The 17844-nt window shown below is 66.8% G+C and carries 19 protein-coding genes and 3 tRNA genes; 9 read left to right on the top strand and 13 right to left on the bottom strand.

Annotation, left to right across the window (positions count from 1 at the left end):
• The 3 genes from AAG092_RS07585 to AAG092_RS07575 all read right to left on the bottom strand — a co-directional run bounded on the left by AAG092_RS07585 (position 1) and on the right by AAG092_RS07575 (position 2957).
• Positions 1 to 1593, bottom strand: coding sequence for a PAS domain-containing sensor histidine kinase (locus AAG092_RS07585; RefSeq protein WP_373389193.1), 1593 nt, complete (start codon positions 1591 to 1593; stop codon positions 1 to 3).
• A complete protein-coding gene (locus AAG092_RS07580; RefSeq protein WP_373389192.1) occupies positions 1583 to 1813 on the bottom strand; it encodes a PP0621 family protein in 231 nt (76 codons plus the stop codon). The genes AAG092_RS07585 and AAG092_RS07580 overlap by 11 nt, the downstream gene beginning before the upstream one ends.
• A 121-nt stretch (positions 1814 to 1934) precedes the next feature.
• A complete protein-coding gene (locus AAG092_RS07575; RefSeq protein ID WP_373389191.1) occupies positions 1935 to 2957 on the bottom strand; it encodes an outer membrane protein assembly factor BamD in 1023 nt (340 codons plus the stop codon).
• A 147-nt stretch (positions 2958 to 3104) separates the two neighbouring features.
• On the opposite strand from AAG092_RS07575, the gene rluD reads away from it, so the two are divergent.
• The 3 genes from rluD to clpB all read left to right on the top strand — a co-directional run bounded on the left by rluD (position 3105) and on the right by clpB (position 7481).
• Positions 3105 to 4076, top strand: a complete 972-nt coding sequence (rluD, locus tag AAG092_RS07570; RefSeq protein WP_373389190.1) for a 23S rRNA pseudouridine(1911/1915/1917) synthase RluD — start codon at positions 3105 to 3107, stop codon at positions 4074 to 4076.
• Entirely contained in the window at positions 4060 to 4794 is a 735-nt protein-coding gene (gene pgeF / locus AAG092_RS07565) for a peptidoglycan editing factor PgeF (protein WP_373389189.1), read from the top strand. Before rluD ends, pgeF begins: the two co-directional genes overlap by 17 nt.
• Positions 4795 to 4916: 122 nt before the next feature.
• On the top strand, positions 4917 to 7481 hold the full coding sequence (clpB, locus tag AAG092_RS07560; RefSeq protein ID WP_373389188.1) for an ATP-dependent chaperone ClpB: 2565 nt from the start codon (positions 4917 to 4919) through the stop codon (positions 7479 to 7481).
• A gap of 44 nt (positions 7482 to 7525) precedes the next feature.
• Here clpB and AAG092_RS07555 read toward each other — a convergent pair whose 3' ends face one another.
• Together AAG092_RS07555 and AAG092_RS07550 are read right to left on the bottom strand one after the other, a co-directional pair.
• The gene (locus tag AAG092_RS07555; RefSeq protein WP_373389187.1) at positions 7526 to 7864 is read right to left on the bottom strand and encodes a PilZ domain-containing protein; all 339 of its coding nucleotides are present in this window, start codon (positions 7862 to 7864) and stop codon (positions 7526 to 7528) included.
• Positions 7865 to 10237: a DUF1631 domain-containing protein gene (locus AAG092_RS07550; RefSeq protein WP_373389186.1), complete on the bottom strand. Its 2373-nt coding sequence runs from the start codon at positions 10235 to 10237 to the stop codon at positions 7865 to 7867.
• A 201-nt stretch (positions 10238 to 10438) separates the two neighbouring features.
• Here AAG092_RS07550 and AAG092_RS07545 point away from each other — a divergent pair.
• The 3 genes from AAG092_RS07545 to AAG092_RS07535 all read left to right on the top strand — a co-directional run bounded on the left by AAG092_RS07545 (position 10439) and on the right by AAG092_RS07535 (position 10680).
• Positions 10439 to 10514, top strand: a tRNA-Asn gene (locus tag AAG092_RS07545).
• Positions 10515 to 10523: 9 nt separating this feature from the next.
• Positions 10524 to 10600, top strand: a tRNA-Pro gene (locus AAG092_RS07540).
• A gap of 4 nt (positions 10601 to 10604) precedes the next feature.
• Positions 10605 to 10680, top strand: a tRNA-Lys gene (locus tag AAG092_RS07535).
• Positions 10681 to 10760: 80 nt separating this feature from the next.
• Here AAG092_RS07535 and AAG092_RS07530 read toward each other — a convergent pair.
• From AAG092_RS07530 to AAG092_RS07515, 4 genes are read right to left on the bottom strand one after another with little or no spacing between them, the layout of a single operon-like run.
• Entirely contained in the window at positions 10761 to 12056 is a 1296-nt protein-coding gene (locus tag AAG092_RS07530; RefSeq protein WP_373389185.1) for an NAD(P)/FAD-dependent oxidoreductase, read from the bottom strand.
• Between the two features lie 60 nt (positions 12057 to 12116).
• Positions 12117 to 12290: a DUF3094 domain-containing protein gene (locus tag AAG092_RS07525; protein WP_061905382.1), complete on the bottom strand. Its 174-nt coding sequence runs from the start codon at positions 12288 to 12290 to the stop codon at positions 12117 to 12119.
• Between the two features lie 43 nt (positions 12291 to 12333).
• Positions 12334 to 12816, bottom strand: coding sequence for an MOSC domain-containing protein (locus tag AAG092_RS07520; protein ID WP_373389184.1), 483 nt, complete (start codon positions 12814 to 12816; stop codon positions 12334 to 12336).
• The gene (locus tag AAG092_RS07515; protein ID WP_373389183.1) at positions 12813 to 13439 is read right to left on the bottom strand and encodes a DUF1780 domain-containing protein; all 627 of its coding nucleotides are present in this window, start codon (positions 13437 to 13439) and stop codon (positions 12813 to 12815) included. The genes AAG092_RS07520 and AAG092_RS07515 overlap by 4 nt, the downstream gene beginning before the upstream one ends.
• A gap of 72 nt (positions 13440 to 13511) precedes the next feature.
• Between AAG092_RS07515 and AAG092_RS07510 the strand changes: the two genes are divergently transcribed.
• The 3 genes from AAG092_RS07510 (at position 13512) to AAG092_RS07500 (ending at position 14941) form a co-directional block, all read left to right on the top strand.
• Complete coding sequence (locus AAG092_RS07510; RefSeq protein WP_373389182.1) at positions 13512 to 13937, top strand: GNAT family N-acetyltransferase; 426 nt, start codon at positions 13512 to 13514, stop codon at positions 13935 to 13937.
• Positions 13934 to 14620, top strand: coding sequence for an energy-coupling factor ABC transporter permease (locus tag AAG092_RS07505; RefSeq protein ID WP_373389181.1), 687 nt, complete (start codon positions 13934 to 13936; stop codon positions 14618 to 14620). The genes AAG092_RS07510 and AAG092_RS07505 overlap by 4 nt, the downstream gene beginning before the upstream one ends.
• Positions 14621 to 14725: 105 nt before the next feature.
• On the top strand, positions 14726 to 14941 hold the full coding sequence (locus AAG092_RS07500) for a hypothetical protein (RefSeq protein WP_373389180.1): 216 nt from the start codon (positions 14726 to 14728) through the stop codon (positions 14939 to 14941).
• A 3-nt stretch (positions 14942 to 14944) separates the two neighbouring features.
• Here the strand turns inward: AAG092_RS07500 and yacG are convergent, their stop codons facing one another.
• Genes yacG through AAG092_RS07480 form a run of 4 tightly spaced genes read right to left on the bottom strand, consistent with a single transcriptional unit; the run spans position 14945 to position 17839 of the window.
• Positions 14945 to 15139 carry a DNA gyrase inhibitor YacG gene (yacG, locus tag AAG092_RS07495; protein ID WP_110680819.1) on the bottom strand — a complete coding sequence of 65 codons (195 nt, stop codon included), beginning with the start codon at positions 15137 to 15139 and terminating at the stop codon, positions 14945 to 14947.
• Positions 15136 to 15747, bottom strand: coding sequence for a dephospho-CoA kinase (gene coaE / locus AAG092_RS07490; RefSeq protein WP_373389179.1), 612 nt, complete (start codon positions 15745 to 15747; stop codon positions 15136 to 15138). Before coaE ends, yacG begins: the two co-directional genes overlap by 4 nt.
• On the bottom strand, positions 15744 to 16616 hold the full coding sequence (locus AAG092_RS07485; RefSeq protein ID WP_373389178.1) for an A24 family peptidase: 873 nt from the start codon (positions 16614 to 16616) through the stop codon (positions 15744 to 15746). Before AAG092_RS07485 ends, coaE begins: the two co-directional genes overlap by 4 nt.
• On the bottom strand, positions 16616 to 17839 hold the full coding sequence (locus AAG092_RS07480; RefSeq protein ID WP_110680822.1) for a type II secretion system F family protein: 1224 nt from the start codon (positions 17837 to 17839) through the stop codon (positions 16616 to 16618). The genes AAG092_RS07485 and AAG092_RS07480 overlap by 1 nt, the downstream gene beginning before the upstream one ends.
• Positions 17840 to 17844 lie beyond the last annotated feature (5 nt).

Raw genomic sequence — 17844 nt, 5'->3', positions numbered from 1 at the left:
TCAGCTCAGCTTGCGTGGGTGGGCGAAGGTGATGCGGAAGCAGCTGCCGCCACCTTCGCGCGGTTTGTAGTCGAGGCGTGCCTGATTGCTTTCGCACAGCTCGCGGGAGATGTACAGGCCCAGACCGGTGCCCTTGTTGTCGGTGGTGTAGAAGGGTTCGAAGATGTGCTGTACCTGGTCGGGTGGCACGCCGGGGCCGTTATCCAGCACTTCCAGGGTCGGCAGGTCGCTCTCGCTATCGCGATACAGCTTCAGCCAGACCTGGCCGAGCTGGTGTTTCTGCGCGCTGTAGCGCAGGCCGTTCTGCACCAGATTGGTCAGCACCTGGTTCAGCTGATGCGGGTCCATGCGCGTCTGCAGGCCGCTGCCGAGCGTCTCCAGGTGCAGGGTCTGGTCGATCCGCGCCGAGTTGCGGAATTCGCTGGCGAAGCGGTGCAGCCAGTACTTCAGGTCGAGCAGCTGCGGCTCGGCCTGGCGCCGGCGCGACAGCTGCAGGACGTTCTCGATGACCATGTTCATCCGCCGCGAATGGTCCTGGATGATCTGCGCCAGGCGCCGGTCCGGATCGTCCAGGGCCTCGGACTCCTGCAGCAGCTGCGCGGCATGGCTGATCGCGCCCAGCGGGTTGCGGATCTCGTGGGCGATGCCGGCGGTCAGCCGGCCGAGGGAGGCCAGCTTGAGCTGCTGGGCCTGCTGGGTGATCTGCGAGATATCGTCGAGGAAGACCAGGGTGTGCTGCTCCTCGCCGCGCTGCAGGGGGATGAAGCTCGGCTGCAGCACCGGCCCCTCCGGTATGGCCTGCAGGCTCTGCGGGCGCAGGGTGGGGTTGTGCTGCCACTGTTGCAGGCGCCTGACCAGCTCCGGGCAGTATGGGGCGAGCACCTTGCCCTCGAGCTTGCCGCGGCCGAGCATGCCGAGGGCGCCCTGGTTGGCCAGCAGCACCCGGTGCTGCTTGTCCAGCACCAGGATGCCGGTGCGCATGCGCTGCAGGATCAGCGAGTTGAGCGCCTCCAGGCTGGCCACGTCGACCGCGCGCTGCTCGGCCAGGCTCTCGCTCTGCTGCAGGCGCCGGGTCAGGCCCTGGAGGAACAGCGCCGCGGCGAAGCACAGGGCGCCGAGGGCGCCGGCCTGGACGAATTGGGCGGTGGCGGCCGAACGGGTCAGGCTCAGGTAGAAGGTCAGGCTGAGCATGCCGATGGCGGCGACGGCGGCGATCAGCAGGCCGATGCGCCCGCGCAGCAGGATGTTGGCGATGGCCACCGCCACCACCAGCAGGTTGCCGATGCCGCTGGGGGTGCCGCCGGCCGAGTAGAACAGGGCGCACAGCAGCAGCACGTCGAGCAGTGCCAGGCCGAACACCTGGGCCAGGTGCCGTGGACGCTGCATGAACACGGCGACCAGCACGTTGAAGATCAGGTAGGCCCAGCTGCCGTAGCGGAACAGCTGGACGTGGGCCAGCTGCAGCAGTTCCTGATCCAGCTGGCTGGAGATCAGCAATACCAGGGCCAGGCCGACGGTGACCCGGTACAGGTTGTACAGGCGCAGGATGCGGCGGCCGGGCAGCTCGCCGAGGGTCAGGGCGTCAGCGGTCACTGCTGTGGTTGCTCTGTTCCAGATGGGCCTGGCTGCAGTACCAGTGCTCGCCCCGGGGTAGGGCCTTGTCGCGCGGCACATGCACGCCGCACTGGGCGCAGCGCACCATGGGCGCCGGCTCTGCGGGCGGCGGGGTCGTCGGAGCGGCCGGGCGTTTGAAACGCCGCCAGAGCCAGAAGGCGGCGGCGATCAGGGCGATCCAGAACAGCAGACGGAACATTGGCGTGCTCTTCTTGTTGGCAAAGGCGCAGTTTAGCCAAGTGCGCCGGCGCAGCGCAGCAGCTACGGCGGCGGGCATGAAAAAGGGAGGCCTGGGCCTCCCTTCGGTTGATACGGCGAACTCAGTCGAACAGGCCGAAAGTCATGTAGCTGAACCAGGAGCGGTCAGCGGAATTGCCTTCGGCTTCGCTTTCCAGGTCTTCCTCGGCTTCTTCCTGGTTTTCCGGCTGCAGTTCGTCCGGGATCTCTTCCTGGGCTTCCTCGTACTGGCGGATGACGTCCTGGCTGGCGCGGGTCTCGCCCGGCGGCAGCGGCGCATCGGACTCGATCAGGCCGAGGGTGGCCTTGGCCAGCCAGGAGCGGTTGTCGGCTTCCTCTTCGAGGGGCACGAACTGGCCATCGACCAGGGTCGGGTGATCCGGGTAGTTGAGCTTGAGGGTGTCCAGGCTGGTAGCGGCCAGGTCGTCCAGCTCCAGGCGCTGGTAGGCCTCGACCATCAGGGCCAGGCCATCGCCCACGGCCGGGGTCTCCTGGAAGTTCTCCACCACGTAGCGGCCACGGTTGGCGGCGGCGACGTAGGCCTGGCGGGTCAGGTAGTAGCGGCCGGCGTGGATCTCGTAGGCGGCCAGCAGGTTGCGCAGGTAGACCATGCGCGCCTTGGCGTCCGGCGCGTAGCGGCTGTTGGGGAAGCGGCTGGTGAGCTGGGCGAATTCGTTGAACGAGTCGCGGGCGGCGCCCGGGTCACGCTTGGTCAGGTCCAGCGGCAGGAAGCGGGCCACCAGGCCGCGGTCCTGGTCAAAGGAGGCCAGGCCCTTGAGGTAGTAGGCGTAGTCGACGTTGGCATGTTGCGGGTGCAGGCGGATGAAACGCTCGGCGGAGGCCTTGGCGGCTTCCGGCTCGACATTTTTGTAGTAGGCGTAGATCAGCTCCAGCTGCGCCTGCTCGGCATAGCGGCCGAAGGGGTAGCGCGATTCCAAGGCCTTGAGCTTGGCGATGGCGTTGTTGTAGCTGTTGCTGTCGAGATCGTCCTGGGCCTGCTGGTACAGCTCGGTCTCGCTGAGGTTTTCGTCCACTTCCGGCTTGTTGGACGAGCAGGCGGCGGTGAGGGCGAGGGTGGCGATCAGCAGCAGGTGTTTCACTTGCATGGTGGCTTGCGTCCCTGTGACGGCGGCTGTCTAGGCCTCGGCCGTCCTGTTATGATGAGCGCCCCGGAAATGGCCGGGACAAAGACGTCGTATTTAACCACAGCGTGCCGCCGAAACCAAAAGCCGCACCGCCCTCCGCAGCAGCCCATGTCCGAAGACTCCGATCAGCTCATTCAACTCACCGCCGAAGTGCCGTCCGACCTCGGTGGTCAGCGCCTCGACCAGGTCGCCGCCCAGCTGTTCGACGAGTATTCGCGCTCGCGCCTGACGGCCTGGATCAAGGAGGGCCGCCTTACCGTCGACGGCGCCCTGCTACGGCCGAAGGATGTCGTCCACAGCGGTGCCGTGCTCGACCTGCAGGCCGAGCAGGAGGCCCAGGGCGAATGGGTGGCGCAGGACATCCCGCTGAACATCGTCTACGAGGACGAGCACCTGCTGGTGATCGACAAGCCGGCCGGCCTGGTGGTCCATCCGGCCGCTGGGCATGCCGACGGCACCCTGCTCAACGCCCTGCTGCACCATGTGCCGGACATCATCAACGTGCCGCGCGCGGGCATCGTCCACCGCCTGGACAAGGACACCACCGGCCTGATGGTGGTGGCCAAGACCCTGCAGGCGCAGACCAGGCTGGTCGACCAGCTGCAGAAGCGCACGGTCAGCCGCATCTACGAATGCATCTGCATCGGCGTGATCACTTCCGGCGCCACCATCGACGCGCCGATCGGTCGCAGCTCGGCCAACCGCCAGCGCATGGCGGTGATCGACGGCGGCAAGCCGGCCGTGACCCACTATCGGGTGCTGGAGCGCTTCCGCTCGCACACCCACGTGCGGGTCAAGCTGGAGACCGGGCGCACCCACCAGATCCGCGTGCACATGACCCATGCCGGCTACCCGCTGGTGGGCGACCCGCTGTACGCCGGGCGCTTCCGCATTCCGCCGGCGGCCAGCCCGACCCTGGTGCAGACCCTCAAGGAATTCCCGCGCCAGGCCCTGCACGCGCGCTTCCTCGAACTGGAGCATCCGGTGACCGGGCAGCGCATGAAGTGGACCTCGCCGCTGCCCGAGGATCTGGTCTGGCTGCTGTCGCTGCTGCGCCAGGACAATGAATCCTTCGTCTGACTGGCTGCTGCCGGACTGGCCGGCGCCGGCCAACGTACGCGCCTGCGTCACCACCCGGGCCGGCGGCGTCAGCCAGGCACCCTTCGACGGCCTGAACCTCGGCGACCATGTCGAGGACGAGCCACAAGCCGTGACTGAGAACCGCCGCCTGCTGGTCGAGCGCCTCGGCTGCCGTCCGGCCTGGCTGAAGCAGGTGCACAGCCCGGATGTGGTCGCAGCTGATCCGGCACAAGTGCCGACCGCCGATGCCAGCTGGACGGCCACGCCGGGTACCGCCTGCGCCGTGCTGACCGCCGACTGCCTGCCGGCGCTGTTCTGCGACCGCGCCGGCACCCGGGTGGCGGCGGCGCATGCCGGCTGGCGCGGGCTGGCCGGTGGCGTGCTGGAAAATACGGTGGCCGCCCTCGGCGGCAAGCCGGACGAGCTGCTGGTCTGGCTGGGGCCGGCCATAGGCCCGCAGTCCTTCGAGGTCGGCGCGGAAGTGCGCGAGGCCTTCGTTGCACAGCACGCCGAGGCCGAGCGGGCCTTCGTGCCGAGCGCCAATGCCGGCAAGTACCTGGCTGATCTCTACAGCCTGGCGCGCATCCGCCTGGCGGCCATCGGCGTCACCGCCGTGCATGGTGGCGGGCTGGATACCTTCAGCGACCCGCGCTTCTTCTCCTACCGCCGCGCCGCCCGTACCGGGCGCTTTGCCTCGCTGGTCTGGCTGGCCGACTGATCTCCGTCAACGCGCCGCCGCTTGAATCGGGAAAAACTGTCCTCATCTAGAGAGCAATTCCGGGCTTCACTATCGGGAGCAGTTCAGCGCTCCGGCCCGCTCATCGTAGGAAGGACATATTCATGCGCATCGACCGTCTCACCAGCAAGTTGCAACTTGCCCTCTCCGACGCCCAGTCCGTCGCCGTGGGCCTCGACCACTCCGCCATCGAACCGCTGCACCTGATGCAGGCCCTGCTGGAACAGCAGGGCGGCTCGATCAAGCCGCTGCTGATGCAGGTCGGCTTCGACGTGGTGGCCCTGCGTCAGGCCCTGACCAAGGAGCTCGACCAGCTGCCCAAGCTGCAGAACCCCACCGGCGACGTGAACCTGTCGCAGGACCTGGCGCGCCTGCTCAACCAGGCCGACCGGCTGTCGCAGCAGAAGGGCGACCAGTTCATCTCCAGCGAGCTGGTGCTGCTCGCCGCCATGGACGAGAACACCCGGCTGGGCAAGCTGCTGCTCGTTCAGGGCGTATCGAAGAAGGCCCTGGAGAACGCCATCGCCAACCTGCGCGGTGGCCAGGCGGTCAACGACCCGAATGCCGAGGAGTCGCGCCAGGCGCTGGACAAGTACTGCGTCGACCTGACCAAGCGCGCCGAGGACGGCAAGCTCGACCCGGTGATCGGCCGTGATGACGAGATTCGTCGCACCATCCAGGTCCTGCAGCGCCGCACCAAGAACAACCCGGTGCTGATCGGCGAGCCCGGCGTCGGCAAGACCGCTATCGCCGAGGGCTTGGCCCAGCGCATCGTCAACGGCGAGGTGCCGGACGGCCTCAAGGACAAGCGCCTGCTGGCCCTGGACATGGGCTCGCTGATCGCCGGCGCCAAGTTCCGCGGCGAGTTCGAGGAGCGCCTGAAGGCCGTGCTCAACGAACTGGGCAAGCAGGAAGGGCGCATCATCCTGTTCATCGACGAGCTGCACACCATGGTCGGCGCCGGCAAGGCCGAGGGCGCCATGGACGCCGGCAACATGCTCAAGCCGGCCCTGGCGCGCGGCGAGCTGCACTGCGTGGGCGCCACCACCCTGGACGAGTACCGTCAGTACATCGAGAAGGACGCCGCGCTGGAGCGCCGCTTCCAGAAGGTGCTGGTGGACGAGCCCTCCGAGGAGGACACCATCGCCATCCTGCGGGGCTTGAAAGAACGCTATGAGGTGCACCACGGCGTGACCATCACCGACGGCGCCATCATCGCCGCGGCCAAGCTGAGCCACCGCTACATCACCGATCGCCAGCTGCCGGACAAGGCCATCGACCTGATCGACGAGGCCGCCAGCCGCATCCGCATGGAGATCGACTCCAAGCCGGAGGAGTTGGATCGTCTGGATCGCCGCCTGATCCAGCTGAAGATCGAGCGCGAGGCGCTGAAGAAGGAAGACGACGAGGCGGCCAAGAAGCGCCTGGAGAAGCTGCAGGACGACATCGCCAAGCTGGAGAAGGAATACGCCGACCTGGAGGAAATCTGGAAGTCGGAGAAGGCCGAGGTGCAGGGCTCGGCGCAGATCCAGCAGAAGATCGAGCAGGCCAAGGCCGACCTTGAGGCGGCGCGGCGCAAGAGCGACCTGCAGCGCATGGCCGAGCTGCAGTACGGCATCATCCCCGACCTGGAACGTAGCCTGCAGATGGTCGACCAGCACGGCAAGAGCGAGAACCAGCTGCTGCGCAACAAGGTGACCGACGAGGAGATCGCCGAGGTGGTCTCTAAGTGGACCGGCATCCCGGTGAGCAAGATGCTCGAGGGCGAGCGCGACAAGCTGCTGCGCATGGAAGACGAGCTGCACAAGCGCGTCATCGGCCAGCACGAGGCGGTGGTGGCGGTGGCCAACGCCGTGCGCCGCTCGCGCGCCGGCCTGGCCGATCCGAATCGTCCCAGTGGTTCCTTCCTGTTCCTCGGCCCGACCGGGGTGGGCAAGACCGAGCTGTGCAAGGCCCTGGCCGAGTTCCTCTTCGACACTGAGGAGGCCATGGTGCGCATCGACATGTCCGAGTTCATGGAGAAGCACTCGGTGGCCCGCCTGATCGGCGCGCCGCCCGGTTACGTGGGCTACGAGGAGGGCGGCTACCTGACCGAGGCGGTGCGCCGCAAGCCTTACTCGGTGATCCTCATGGACGAGGTGGAGAAGGCTCACCCGGATGTGTTCAACGTGCTGCTGCAGGTGCTGGAGGACGGTCGCCTGACCGACAGCCAGGGCCGTACCGTGGACTTCAAGAACGCCGTGGTGGTGATGACCTCCAACCTCGGCTCGGCGCAGATCCAGGAGCTGGTCGGTGATCGTGAGGCGCAGCGTGCGGCGGTGATGGATGCGGTGAGCAGCCACTTCCGTCCGGAGTTCGTCAACCGCATCGACGAGGTGGTGGTGTTCGAGCCGCTGGCCCGCGAGCAGATCGCCGGCATCGCCAACATCCAGCTGGCCCGCCTGCGTCAGCGCCTGGCCGAGCGCGAGCTGGCCCTGGAGCTGACCGACGAGGCGCTGGACAAGCTGGTGGCGGTCGGTTTCGACCCGGTCTACGGCGCGCGGCCGCTCAAGCGGGCAATCCAGCGCTGGATCGAGAACCCGCTGGCGCAGCAGATCCTGGCCGGCACCTTCCTGCCGGGGGCGACCATCCATGCCCGGGTCGAGGGCGAGGAGATCGTCTTCGCCTAAGTGCCGTGCCTATGAAAAGCCCCGGTAGACCGGGGCTTTTTCGTTCAGGCCTGCAGGTAGCGCAGCAGCAGGGCCAAGGCGGCGGCCTGGTCATCGGCCAGGTCGATGATATGGAAGCCGCACCAGCCATTGTGCCCGGGCTCCGCCGGCCGGCTCCACAGGCAGTCGGCGCCGACACGGATCTCGTGGATACCCTCCAGGGGCTGATCCAGTACCAGGCGGCATTCCCATACCGAGTCGGCCTCCGGCGGCGTCTCGCTGACCAGCATGAAACCGTCCTCGGACAGGTCGACCACCCGTCCCAGGCGTCGGCCGCTGTGCAGGTCGAGGACTTCGATGTTGAGTTGCGCGCTATGCCGGCTGTGCTGGCGACGGTCGTCCATTCAGGCTCCTTGTCCGACTTCTTGGGCGCGTCCGGTGAAGCGCTGGAGGACGCGATAGATGGCGCCGAGGGCGCGATCGACCAGAGGCGCGCTGCGCTCCGGGGTGACGATGCGGGCCAGGCCCTGTTCCATTTCGCCGGCCAGCTGGCGGATCGGCTTGACCGCCACGCGCTGGCCGCTGTGATCGACGAACATGTAGTTGTGCGTGGTCGGGCTGAACCAGGATAGCTTGAGGGTCACGCTTTCCTTGCCCTGGACGAACTCGAACCAGGTCCCGAACTCCAGCTGCTGCAGTTCCTTGATCAGCGCCTGCGCGCGCGGTGATGGCGGTGTCTCGCGCCGGACCGGCTCGGCCAGGGCAGCATCCTCGCCGAGCATGGCGCCCAGCGGGCTTTCCGGCAGTTGTGCCTTGATCTGCGCGGCCAGCTGCGGCTGCTGGGCCTGCACCGCGTGCTGGCAGGCGACTATATCCTGCAGCAGCCGGCGGATGCCGTCCTCGTGGTAGCCGCCGAGCAGCTCCAGGCCTTTGCGCAGCTCGTCCAGCAGGGCCACACGCAGGCCCTGCAGGCGGGCGCGGCCGGCCTCGTCCAGGGGGGTGCCGCTCCAGGCCAGCTGCTCGGCCACCTCGCCGGCGCGCTGCCACTCGGCGCTGCGTTCGCCATGACGCAACAGGACGAAGACCAGCACGTCGGCCCAGGTCAGCTCGAGGAAGTTGTGGATGATGCTGGGTAGCCGGCGCCCCTTGAGTACGCCCTGGATCACTCCGACCGCCAGCTGGCGGGCGCCGAGCAGCTTGTCGCGGCCCTTGGCTGCCTCCACCGCGCGGCGCTCGCGCAGCTCGACCCTGTGCTTGAGGGTGGCGACGAACTCGTTGAACTCGTCGAGCAGGCTCTCGAACAACAACAGGTCGCCGGCGAAACCGTGGATCACCCGTTCCACCACCCAGTGGATCTTTGCCAGCAGCCCGCGCTCGTCGCCTTCGCTGCCGTACAGCACGCCGGCCTGGGCCATGGCGTTGAGCAGGCGGCGCGCCGGGTGATGATGCTGGGTGAACAGCGCCTTGTCCTGCAGGGCTACCTTCAGATAGGGGGTGTGCAGGTGAGACAGGGCGGTCTTGCAGGCGTTGGGTAGATTGTCGTCATCGAGGATGAAGTCGAACAACATGCCGACCAGGTCGATCACGTCGGCTTCCTGGTCCGCCAGCTTCTGCTGGCCGGGCAGGCGGCTGTGGGCTTCCAGTTGCTGCTGCAGGTTGACCTTGAGTTCTTCTACCGGCTGCGGGCCCTGCAGGCGCTCGGCCAGGGTGCTGGCGGACTGTTGCTGCAGGCGGGTCAGCGCCTCCAGCAGCTCGCCGGCGCTGTAGGTGCTGGTGGCCGTGCGCGGGGCGAAGCTGGCGATGCTGCGGGTGCCGCCGGGCAGGGGCGCATCGAGGTCCTGCTGGCGGCGTTCGCCGAGCAGGGCGGTGAGGCCGCCGAGCAGCTGGCCGGGATCCTGCGGTGGCGGCGCGCTGAGATCGGCCGGTGCCTGGATGATCGGTGCCGGCTGGGGCATGGATGGTGAGCCGGCCGTGCCGCCGCTCACGGGGGCGGTGCCCGGGCCGGTAGCGCTGGCCTGCGGTGCGCTGGCCGCCGAGCCCTCGGGCTTCGCCGGTGGTGTGGCGGACGGTGTGCGCTGGGCAGTGAACTTGAGGTTGGGCAGGATGCCGGCGTTGATCAGGCGCTGGTTGAGCATCTCGTAGAGGGTGTCCAGACCCTGCATCACGTGGCGGTCGAACAGCGTGTAGAGGATCAGCTTGATGCGCAGCGGCAGCGGATGTGGCGCCAGGGCCAGGCGGAAAGCCTCGGCCAGGGCCTGCGGACCGAAGGGGTTGGCGTCCTCGAGCAGTTTCTGACCGTTGTTGAGCAGGGCCAGGCGCTGCTCCAGGGCGAACAGGGTGCGCGTGCTGCGCGCCTTGACCCGGCTGACCATGTTGGTCACCTGCAGGCTTTCCTCGTAGTCCTCGTTCTGCACCAGGCTGAGGCTGTCGGTATCCAGTTCGGCGTTCTGCGGCCTGGTCTTGAGCTTGCCGTCGAGGAAGTCGGCGAAGTTCTGCGCGACGCGCTGGTGATAGCTGCGTTCGATCTGCGGGCGCAGCTTGCGCAGGTCGCGCATGGCATCGAAGAACAGGCTCTGCACCTTGTTGTTCTCGGCCTTTTCCGCACCTTCGAAGAGGGTGTCGTCGAGCTGGGCGAACAGCCCGCCGAGGTGTTCGGCCAGGTTGTTCATCACCAGCTTGCGGCAGTCTTGCACCAGCTCGCCGAAACGCGGCTGGATGGCGCGGCTGGCGACGCCGGGGATGCTGGGGGGAGTCGGTGGGGTGTCCTTGGGAGGCATGGATTGTCCTGGAGGCGTCGATTGGGCGCCGTGTAAAGCCGTTCATGCTGTCAGGAATATCCTAGCCGGTTATTGGTACGCCGGTGCGAATCAAATAAGTCGTTGTCAGGGTTGACATAAGCATGTGGCTACGTAAAATGGCGCGCCTCTGATGCGGGAATAGGCGAAAGCCTTCCGAGGAAGAGATTGGAAGCTCGTCGTTCCGCGATAGCTCAGTCGGTAGAGCAAGTGACTGTTAATCACTGGGTCCCTGGTTCGAGTCCAGGTCGCGGAGCCAACTTCCAGGCGGGGTATAGCGCAGTCCGGTAGCGCGCCTGCTTTGGGAGCAGGATGTCGGGAGTTCGAATCTCTCTACCCCGACCATCATGGGTCGTTAGCTCAGTCGGTAGAGCAGTTGGCTTTTAACCAATTGGTCGTAGGTTCGAATCCTACACGACCCACCATGATTCAAGACAAAGAGCCCGCCTAGCGCGGGCTTTTTGTTGTTTGTCGGGAAATGGGGCGGCGCGCCGCCCCTCCCGTTTCAGTGCAGCTTCAGGCGCGGCTCGGTGCTGCGGCCGATGCGGTCGCCGAGCATCAGCAGGGCGGTGCGCAGCGTGCCGTACAGCGCCATCTGGTGCATGCGGTACAGCGACACGTAGAACATCCGCGCCAGCCAGCCCTCCAGCTTCACGCTGCCCATCAGATTGCCCATCAGGTTGCCCACCGCCGAGAAGCGCGACAGTGAGATCAGCGAGCCGTAGTCGCGGTAGCGGAATTCCGGCAGCGCCTGGCCGTCCAGGCGCAGCTTGAGTGCCTTGGCCAGCAGTGAGGCCTGCTGGTGCGCGGCCTGGGCGCGCGGCGGCACGTTGCGTTCGCCTTCGCCGAGCGGGCAGGCGGCGCAGTCGCCAAAGGCGAAGATGTTGTCGTCCAGGGTGGTTTGCAGGGTTGGGCGCACCAGCAGCTGGTTGATGCGATTGCTTTCCAGGCCATCCAGGCTGCCGAGGAAGGCCGGTGCGCGAATGCCGGCGGCCCACACCTTGAGACTGGCGGGAATCTCCATGCCCTGAGCGGTGATCAGCGCCTCGGCGTTGACCTGGCTCACCGCCGTGCCGGTCAGCACGGTCACGCCGAGCTTCTCCAGGGTCCTGTGCACCGGCCCGCTGATGCGCTCCGGCAGCGCCGGCAGCACGCGCGGGCCGGCCTCGATCAGGGTGATGCGCATGTTCTGCGGCTGGATGCGGTCCAGGCCGTAGGCGGCCAGCTCGTGGGCGGCGTGGTGCAGCTCGGCGGCCAGCTCCACGCCGGTGGCGCCGGCGCCGACGATGGCGATGCTGATGCGGCTGTCGTCGCTCTTGCCGGCATGGGCGCGCAGGTAGTGGCTGAGCATCTGCCGGTGGAAGCGTTCGGCCTGCTCGCGGGTATCGAGGAAGATGCAGTGCTCGGCGGCACCGGGGGTACCGAAGTCGTTGGTGGTGCTGCCGACGGCGACCACCAGGCTGTCGTAGGCCAGTTCGCGTTCGGGCAGCAGCTCTCCGCCGTCCTCGTCGAGGGTGGCGGCCAGGCGGATCACCTGGCGCGCGCGATCCAGGCCGCTCATGCGCCCGAGCTGGAACTCGAAGTGGTTCCATTTGCCCTGGGCCACGTAGTTCAGCTCGTCCTCGGAGGAGTTCAGCGAGCCGGCAGCGACTTCGTGCAGCAGCGGCTTCCAGATGTGGGTGAGGTTGGCGTCGACCAGCACGATGCTGGCCCGTTTGCGTTTGCCCAGGGTCCTACCCAGGCGGGTAGCAAGCTCCAAGCCGCCGGCGCCGCCGCCGACGATCACGATGCGATGGGTCATGGGGATATCTCACAAGGCTTGAGGAAAGCGGTAGGCCCGGCTGGGCGAGCGCGAGGCAGCTCACAGCACCAGTCCGGCGAGCAGGCGGGAGAGCAGGCCGAGGCCGATCGTCACGGCGATTACCAGCAGCAGGAGAAACCAGGGGCGGAACGGCTTGCGTTGCACCTGATGCTGCGGAGCGCTGAGGTACTGCTCGACGCGCTGCTGGTCTTCCGGGCTGAGGCGGCTGGACATGGCGGTTCTCTCTCCGAGGATGCGGCCATTCTAGACGGGCGGCTCACAGGGGCTCAATGCGGACGTGGTCGTCCAGGCGAATGACGCCGCCGGCGATGACCCGGGCGGTGATGCCGCCGTGGCCGCGCATGGCCTGGAAGGTGCCGGGGCCCAGGCGTTCTTCGAGGCGGGCGCAGGGCTGGCACCAGCCGGTGGTTTCCAGCAGCGCCTGGCCGATATGGAAGCGCCGGCCCTTGAGGCTGAACAGGTTGATGCCGCTGACGGCGATGTTGCGGCGCAGGTCGGCCGGGGCGATCTCGCGCCCGAGCAGGGCGCTGACCACCGCCAGGTGCTCCCACTGGATCAGCGTCACCTGCCTGGCGTTGCGTGGGCCCGGGCGGGCATGGTCGCCGGTCAGTCCGGCCTCGCGCCTGGCCTCCACGGCGTCGAGCTCGAGCATCGCGCCGCGCGCCTGCGGGCGTACGCCGAGCCAGCGCACCCGGCCCTGCTGCGGCACCGCGGCGAGCAGCCCCTGCAGCGGGCTCACAGGCTGATGCCCACGTCGAACAGCACGGTGCGGCCCAGGTTGTGACGCAGGAAGTCCGGGGCATCGCGGTGGGCGAACAGCACCCGGGCGTAGTTGGGGCCGACCAGCGACAGCGAGCGCCAGCCCTGGCGCAGGTATTCCCCGGGAGGCGGGAAGGGGCTGTTGAAGTCGGGGATGTCGCGCTTGAGGTTGACGTAGGCCAGCAGGTCCAGCTCGCCCAGGTCGAGGCCGCGCTCGCGGTAGTTGTGCGCCTTCTTGCGCAGGGTCGGCGCCAGGCGTGCCTGCAGTTCGGCAGCCGGGATGCGCCGCGGGCGCGCCTCGCGGCGCAGCAGCTGGCTGAGGGAGAGGGCGCTGCGGCGGCGTTGCAGTTCTTCGCGCCACTCGTCGTTGAGCCGACGGCCGTGGTCGAGGACGAAGAACACCTCGAAGTTGGCGTCGCGGAACAGCACGTCCGGTGGTTCCTGGCCGGCGGCGAATTCGTCCTGCCGGTGACGCTGGTTGAGCGCCAGCAACAGGCGCTGGCAGACCCAGCGCTCGCGTTCCCACTTGCGCGCGTTGGAGAGAAAGGCGTTGGCCTGTTCGGCCTGGCGAGTGAGCAGGCGCAGGTAGTCGGCGTCGTCCATGGGCGCAGCATAGCGCAAAAGCCGTGCGCATCCCGGCGGTGTAAACTGCAGCGGCCAGCCCTGGGAGTTTCCATGCAGATCCGTGCCATCAGCCCCGCCGATCATGCCGCGTTGCTCGACCTGTGGCGTCGCACGCCCGGGCTGTGCGTGCGCGCCGAGGATGCCTACGAGCCGTTCTGCCGCTACCTGGCGCGCAACCCGGGGCTGAGCCTGCTGGCGGAGGTCGACGGGCAGCTGGCCGGCTGCCTGCTGGTCGGCCACGACGGTCGGCGCGGCTACCTGCAGCACCTGGTGGTCGACATGCCCTGGCGCGGGCGCGGCCTGGCGCGGGCGCTGCTCGACGAGGCGCTGAGCCGGCTGGCGGCGCTCGGCGTGGGCAAGTCCCACGTCTTCGTCCTGCGCGATGCGCCCGTGGCCCTGGCCTTCTGGCAGGCGCAGCGGGGCTGGGGCGAGCGCGGGGATATCCAGGTCTTCTCTACGCAGGGTGGCGCCGGATGATCGCGGCCGAGCTGCTGCTGCCCGCCACGCTGTGGCTGGGCTGGCTGGTCTACCTGGGCGTGCTGCTGTGGGCGTGCTGGCGCACGCCCTGGGTCGAGCTGCTCAGCGACCAGCGCCGCCAGCACCTCCTGTTCGGCACCATGCTGGCGCTGTTCCTGCTGTGGCTGGTGCGCCGCGACTTCGCCTCCGGCCTGTCCTTCCATTTCATCGGCATGACGGCGGTGACCCTGCTGCTCGACTGGCCGCTGGCCGTGCTCTGCGGCCTGGCTGCGCAGCTCGGCCTGCTGGCCCTGGGTCGGCTGGATTTCGCCGCGCTGGGGGTCAATGGCCTGCTGCTGGTGGCCGTGCCGGTGCTGATCACCGAATTCTGTGCCTTGCAGGTGGAGCGTCGGCAGCCGCGCAACCTGTTCGTCTACATCTTCTGCTGCGGCTTCTTCCCCGCGGCGCTGACGGCGCTTGCTTGCCTGCTCGGTGGGCTGGCGCTGCTCTGGCACGACGGACTATATGCGATGCCGCCCTGGCTGGAGGACTCCGTCGGCTACCTGTGGCTGGTGATGTTCCCCGAGGCCTTCATCAACGGCATGCTGGTCACCGGCCTGGTGGTGTTCTACCCGGACTGGCTGGAGACTTTCAATCGCACGCGCTACCTGTCCGCGCCCTGGAAGGACAGCGATCCGCCGTGATGGCGGATCATCGCTGGCGCTGATGTCGCCGCCCGGGCTGACCTGGATCAAGCGTCGGTTGCTGCTACCCGGCACGCTGGGGGAAAACGGATGGAGGACAACTGCATGACGGTGCACCGATGGGCGCGGGAAGAGCTGGAGGCCAGCTTGCAGCGGGCGCAGGAGCGGGGCTTCGATCCGCTGCTGAGCCTGCGCGCGCTGCTCAGCGAGGTGGTGGAGCTGAACCGCCTGGGGCGCGAGCCTGGCGACCTGGCGCAGGAGCTGCAGTTCCTTGCCGACAATCTCGACCCGGAGCGCGACTACGCCTTCATGCGCCCCTGAGGCTCAGTGCTCGCGTGGCGGCAGGTCGTCCGAGAAGGGCGAGTCCTCCAGCGAATCGCCGGGGATGGCGTGGGCCTCGGAGGCCCAGGCGCCCAGGTCGATCAGCTTGCAGCGCTCGCTGCAGAAGGGCCGGAAGGGGCTCTGCGGCCCCCATTCCACCGGCGCGCCGCAGGTCGGGCATTCCACGGTAGTGCTCATGGCTGGCCTCCGCGCAGGGTCAGGTAGAAGTCATGCAGGCGCTCGACCTCGCGTTTCAGCCAGGCCAGGTCGCGGTCGTTGAGCAGCACGTCGTGGGCGTGGCGCAGGCGCTCTTCGCGGCTGGCCTGGGCCTTGAGGATGGCGCGGATCTGCTCCTCGGAGCTGGCGTCGCGGGCCATGCTGCGCTGCAGCTGCAGTTCCTCCGGGGCGTCCACCACCAGCACCCGCTGGGTCATGCGGTGCTGGCCGGACTCCACCAGCAGCGGCGAGACCAGGATGGCGTAGGGCGATTCGGCGCGGCTCAGGTACTGGTCGATTTCCTGGAAGATCAGCGGATGCAGCAGGCTCTCTAGCCAGCGCCGCTGCGCCTCGTCCTGGAACACCTGTTGGCGCAGGGCGGCGCGGTCGAGCGTGCCGTCGGCCTGCAGAACCTGCGGGCCGAAACGCTCGACGATACGCGCGAGGGCCGGACGCCCCGGCTCCACCACCCAGCGGGCGGCCTGGTCGGCGTCTACCAGGTGCACGCCGAGGTCGATGAAATGTTGGGCAACGGCGCTCTTGCCGCTGCCGATGCCGCCTGTGAGGCCGAGAATCCAGGGTTTGTTCATTTGAAACCGGCGAACTGCAGATAGGTCCCGGTTATTTGATCACCCCAGAGCAATGCGATCCAGCCGGCGATGGCCAGGTAGGGGCCGAAGGGGATGGGCGTGCTGGTCTCCTGGTTGCGCAGGCGCAGCAGCATCACCCCGAGCACGGCGCCGACCAGCGACGACAGCAGGATGGTCAGCGGCAGAATCTGCCAGCCCCCCCAGGCGCCGAGCATGGCCAGCAGCTTGAAGTCGCCATAGCCCATGCCTTCCTTGCCGGTCACCAGCTTGAACAGCCAGTACACCGACCACAGGCTCAGATAACCGCCGATGGCACCCCACAGGGCGTCTTCCAGGCTGGCGAACAGGCCGAAGTGGTTGGCGATCAGCCCCAGCCAGAGCAGCGGCAGCACCAGGGAGTCCGGCAGCAGCTGGTGATCGCAGTCGATCAGGCTCATCGCCAACAGGCCCCAGGTCAGCACCAGCACCCCGGCCGCCTGCCAGCCGAAACCGTAGTGGAAGGCGACATAGCCGGACAGCAGCCCGCAGGCCAGCTCGACCAGCGGGTAGCGCGGGCTAATCGGCGCCTTGCAGCCTGCGCACTTGCCGCGCAGTGCCAGGTAGCTGAGCAGCGGGATGTTCTCCCAGGCGCGGATCTGGTGGCCGCAGTGGGGGCAGCAGGAGTTCGGCAGGAGCAGGTTGAAGGTGCCCTGCGCCGGCTCTTCCGGCAGTTCCAGGATCTCGCGCGCCTGCTGGCGCCAATCGCGCTGCATCATCACCGGCAGGCGATAGATCACCACGTTGAGGAAGCTGCCGATGATCAGGCCGAGCAGGGTGACGGATAAAACAAAGGCCGGCAGATTGCCGGCCAGGAAGGAAGGTAGCGACATCAGCCGATTACACCGCCCAGGCTGAAGATCGGCAGGTACATGGCGATGATCAGGCCGCCGACCAGCACGCCCAGCACGGCCATAATCAGGGGCTCTAGTAGGGTTGTCAGGTTGTCCACGGCATTGTCGACTTCTGCTTCATAGTAAGAAGCGACTTTATCTAGCATTTCATCGAGCGCACCAGACTCTTCGCCGATGGCAGTCATCTGGGTTGCCATTGCCGGGAATACACCTGTAGTGCGCATAGAAAAGTTCAGCTGCATGCCTGTGGAAACATCCTGCTTGATCTTGTTCACCGCATTTCGGAATACCACGTTGCCGGTGGCGCCTGATACAGAGTCCAGTGCGTCGACTAGCGGCACGCCTGCAGAGAAGGTGGTTGCGAGTGTTCGACCGAAGCGCGCCACTACAGACTTGTAGAGAATGTCGCCGAAGATAGGAAGTTTAAGAAGTGTCCTGTCCATACCGTCGCGGAATTTTTCGCTGCTCTGGTGAAGCTTCTTAAAGCCGAAGCCGAAGGCGAAAATGCCGATCAGGAATGCAAACCACCATGCCTGTAGGAATTCGGACATATGAATGACCATCATGGTGAAGGCCGGTAACTCGGCACCAAAGCCGGCAAAGACACCCTGGAATGTCGGCACAACCTTGATCAGCAGAATTGCGGTAACAATCACCGCAACCACTATCACGGCGATCGGGTAGGTCATTGCCTTTTTTATCTTTGCCTTGAGTGCTTCGGTCTTTTCTTTATAGGTGGCGATACGGTCCAGCAACTGTTCCAGAGAGCCTGACTGCTCGCCTGAGTCAACCAGGTTGCAATATAGATCGTCGAAATAAAGCGGGAACTTGCGCAGGGAATTGGCAAGGCTGTTACCAGCGGCTACCTCCTGTTTAATGTTCTCGATCAGGGTGCGCATGTTGGCGTTTTCGACTCCATCGGCGATGATGTCGAAGGATTGGAGCAAGGGAACGCCTGCTCCCATCATGGTTGCCATCTGCCTAGTGAACAGGCAAATGTCCATAGGTTTGATTTTCTTGCCGGCGCCGCCAAAGAGTGGTTTGGGTTTTTTCTTGACCTTTTCGGCGGCGATGCCCTGTGAGCGAAGTTGCGCTCGCACCAGCGCGATCGATGTGCTGTTGGTCTCGCCCTTCAGCTTGTTGCCTCTCTTGTCCTTGCCCTCCCATTGGAAGGTGCTGGTCTTGAGCGCTTTATCCGCCATTTTGT

This window comes from Pseudomonas alcaligenes (assembly GCF_041729615.1).
Lineage (GTDB): Bacteria > Pseudomonadota > Gammaproteobacteria > Pseudomonadales > Pseudomonadaceae > Aquipseudomonas > Aquipseudomonas alcaligenes_B.
This window is presented reverse-complemented; position numbering and strand designations above follow the sequence as displayed.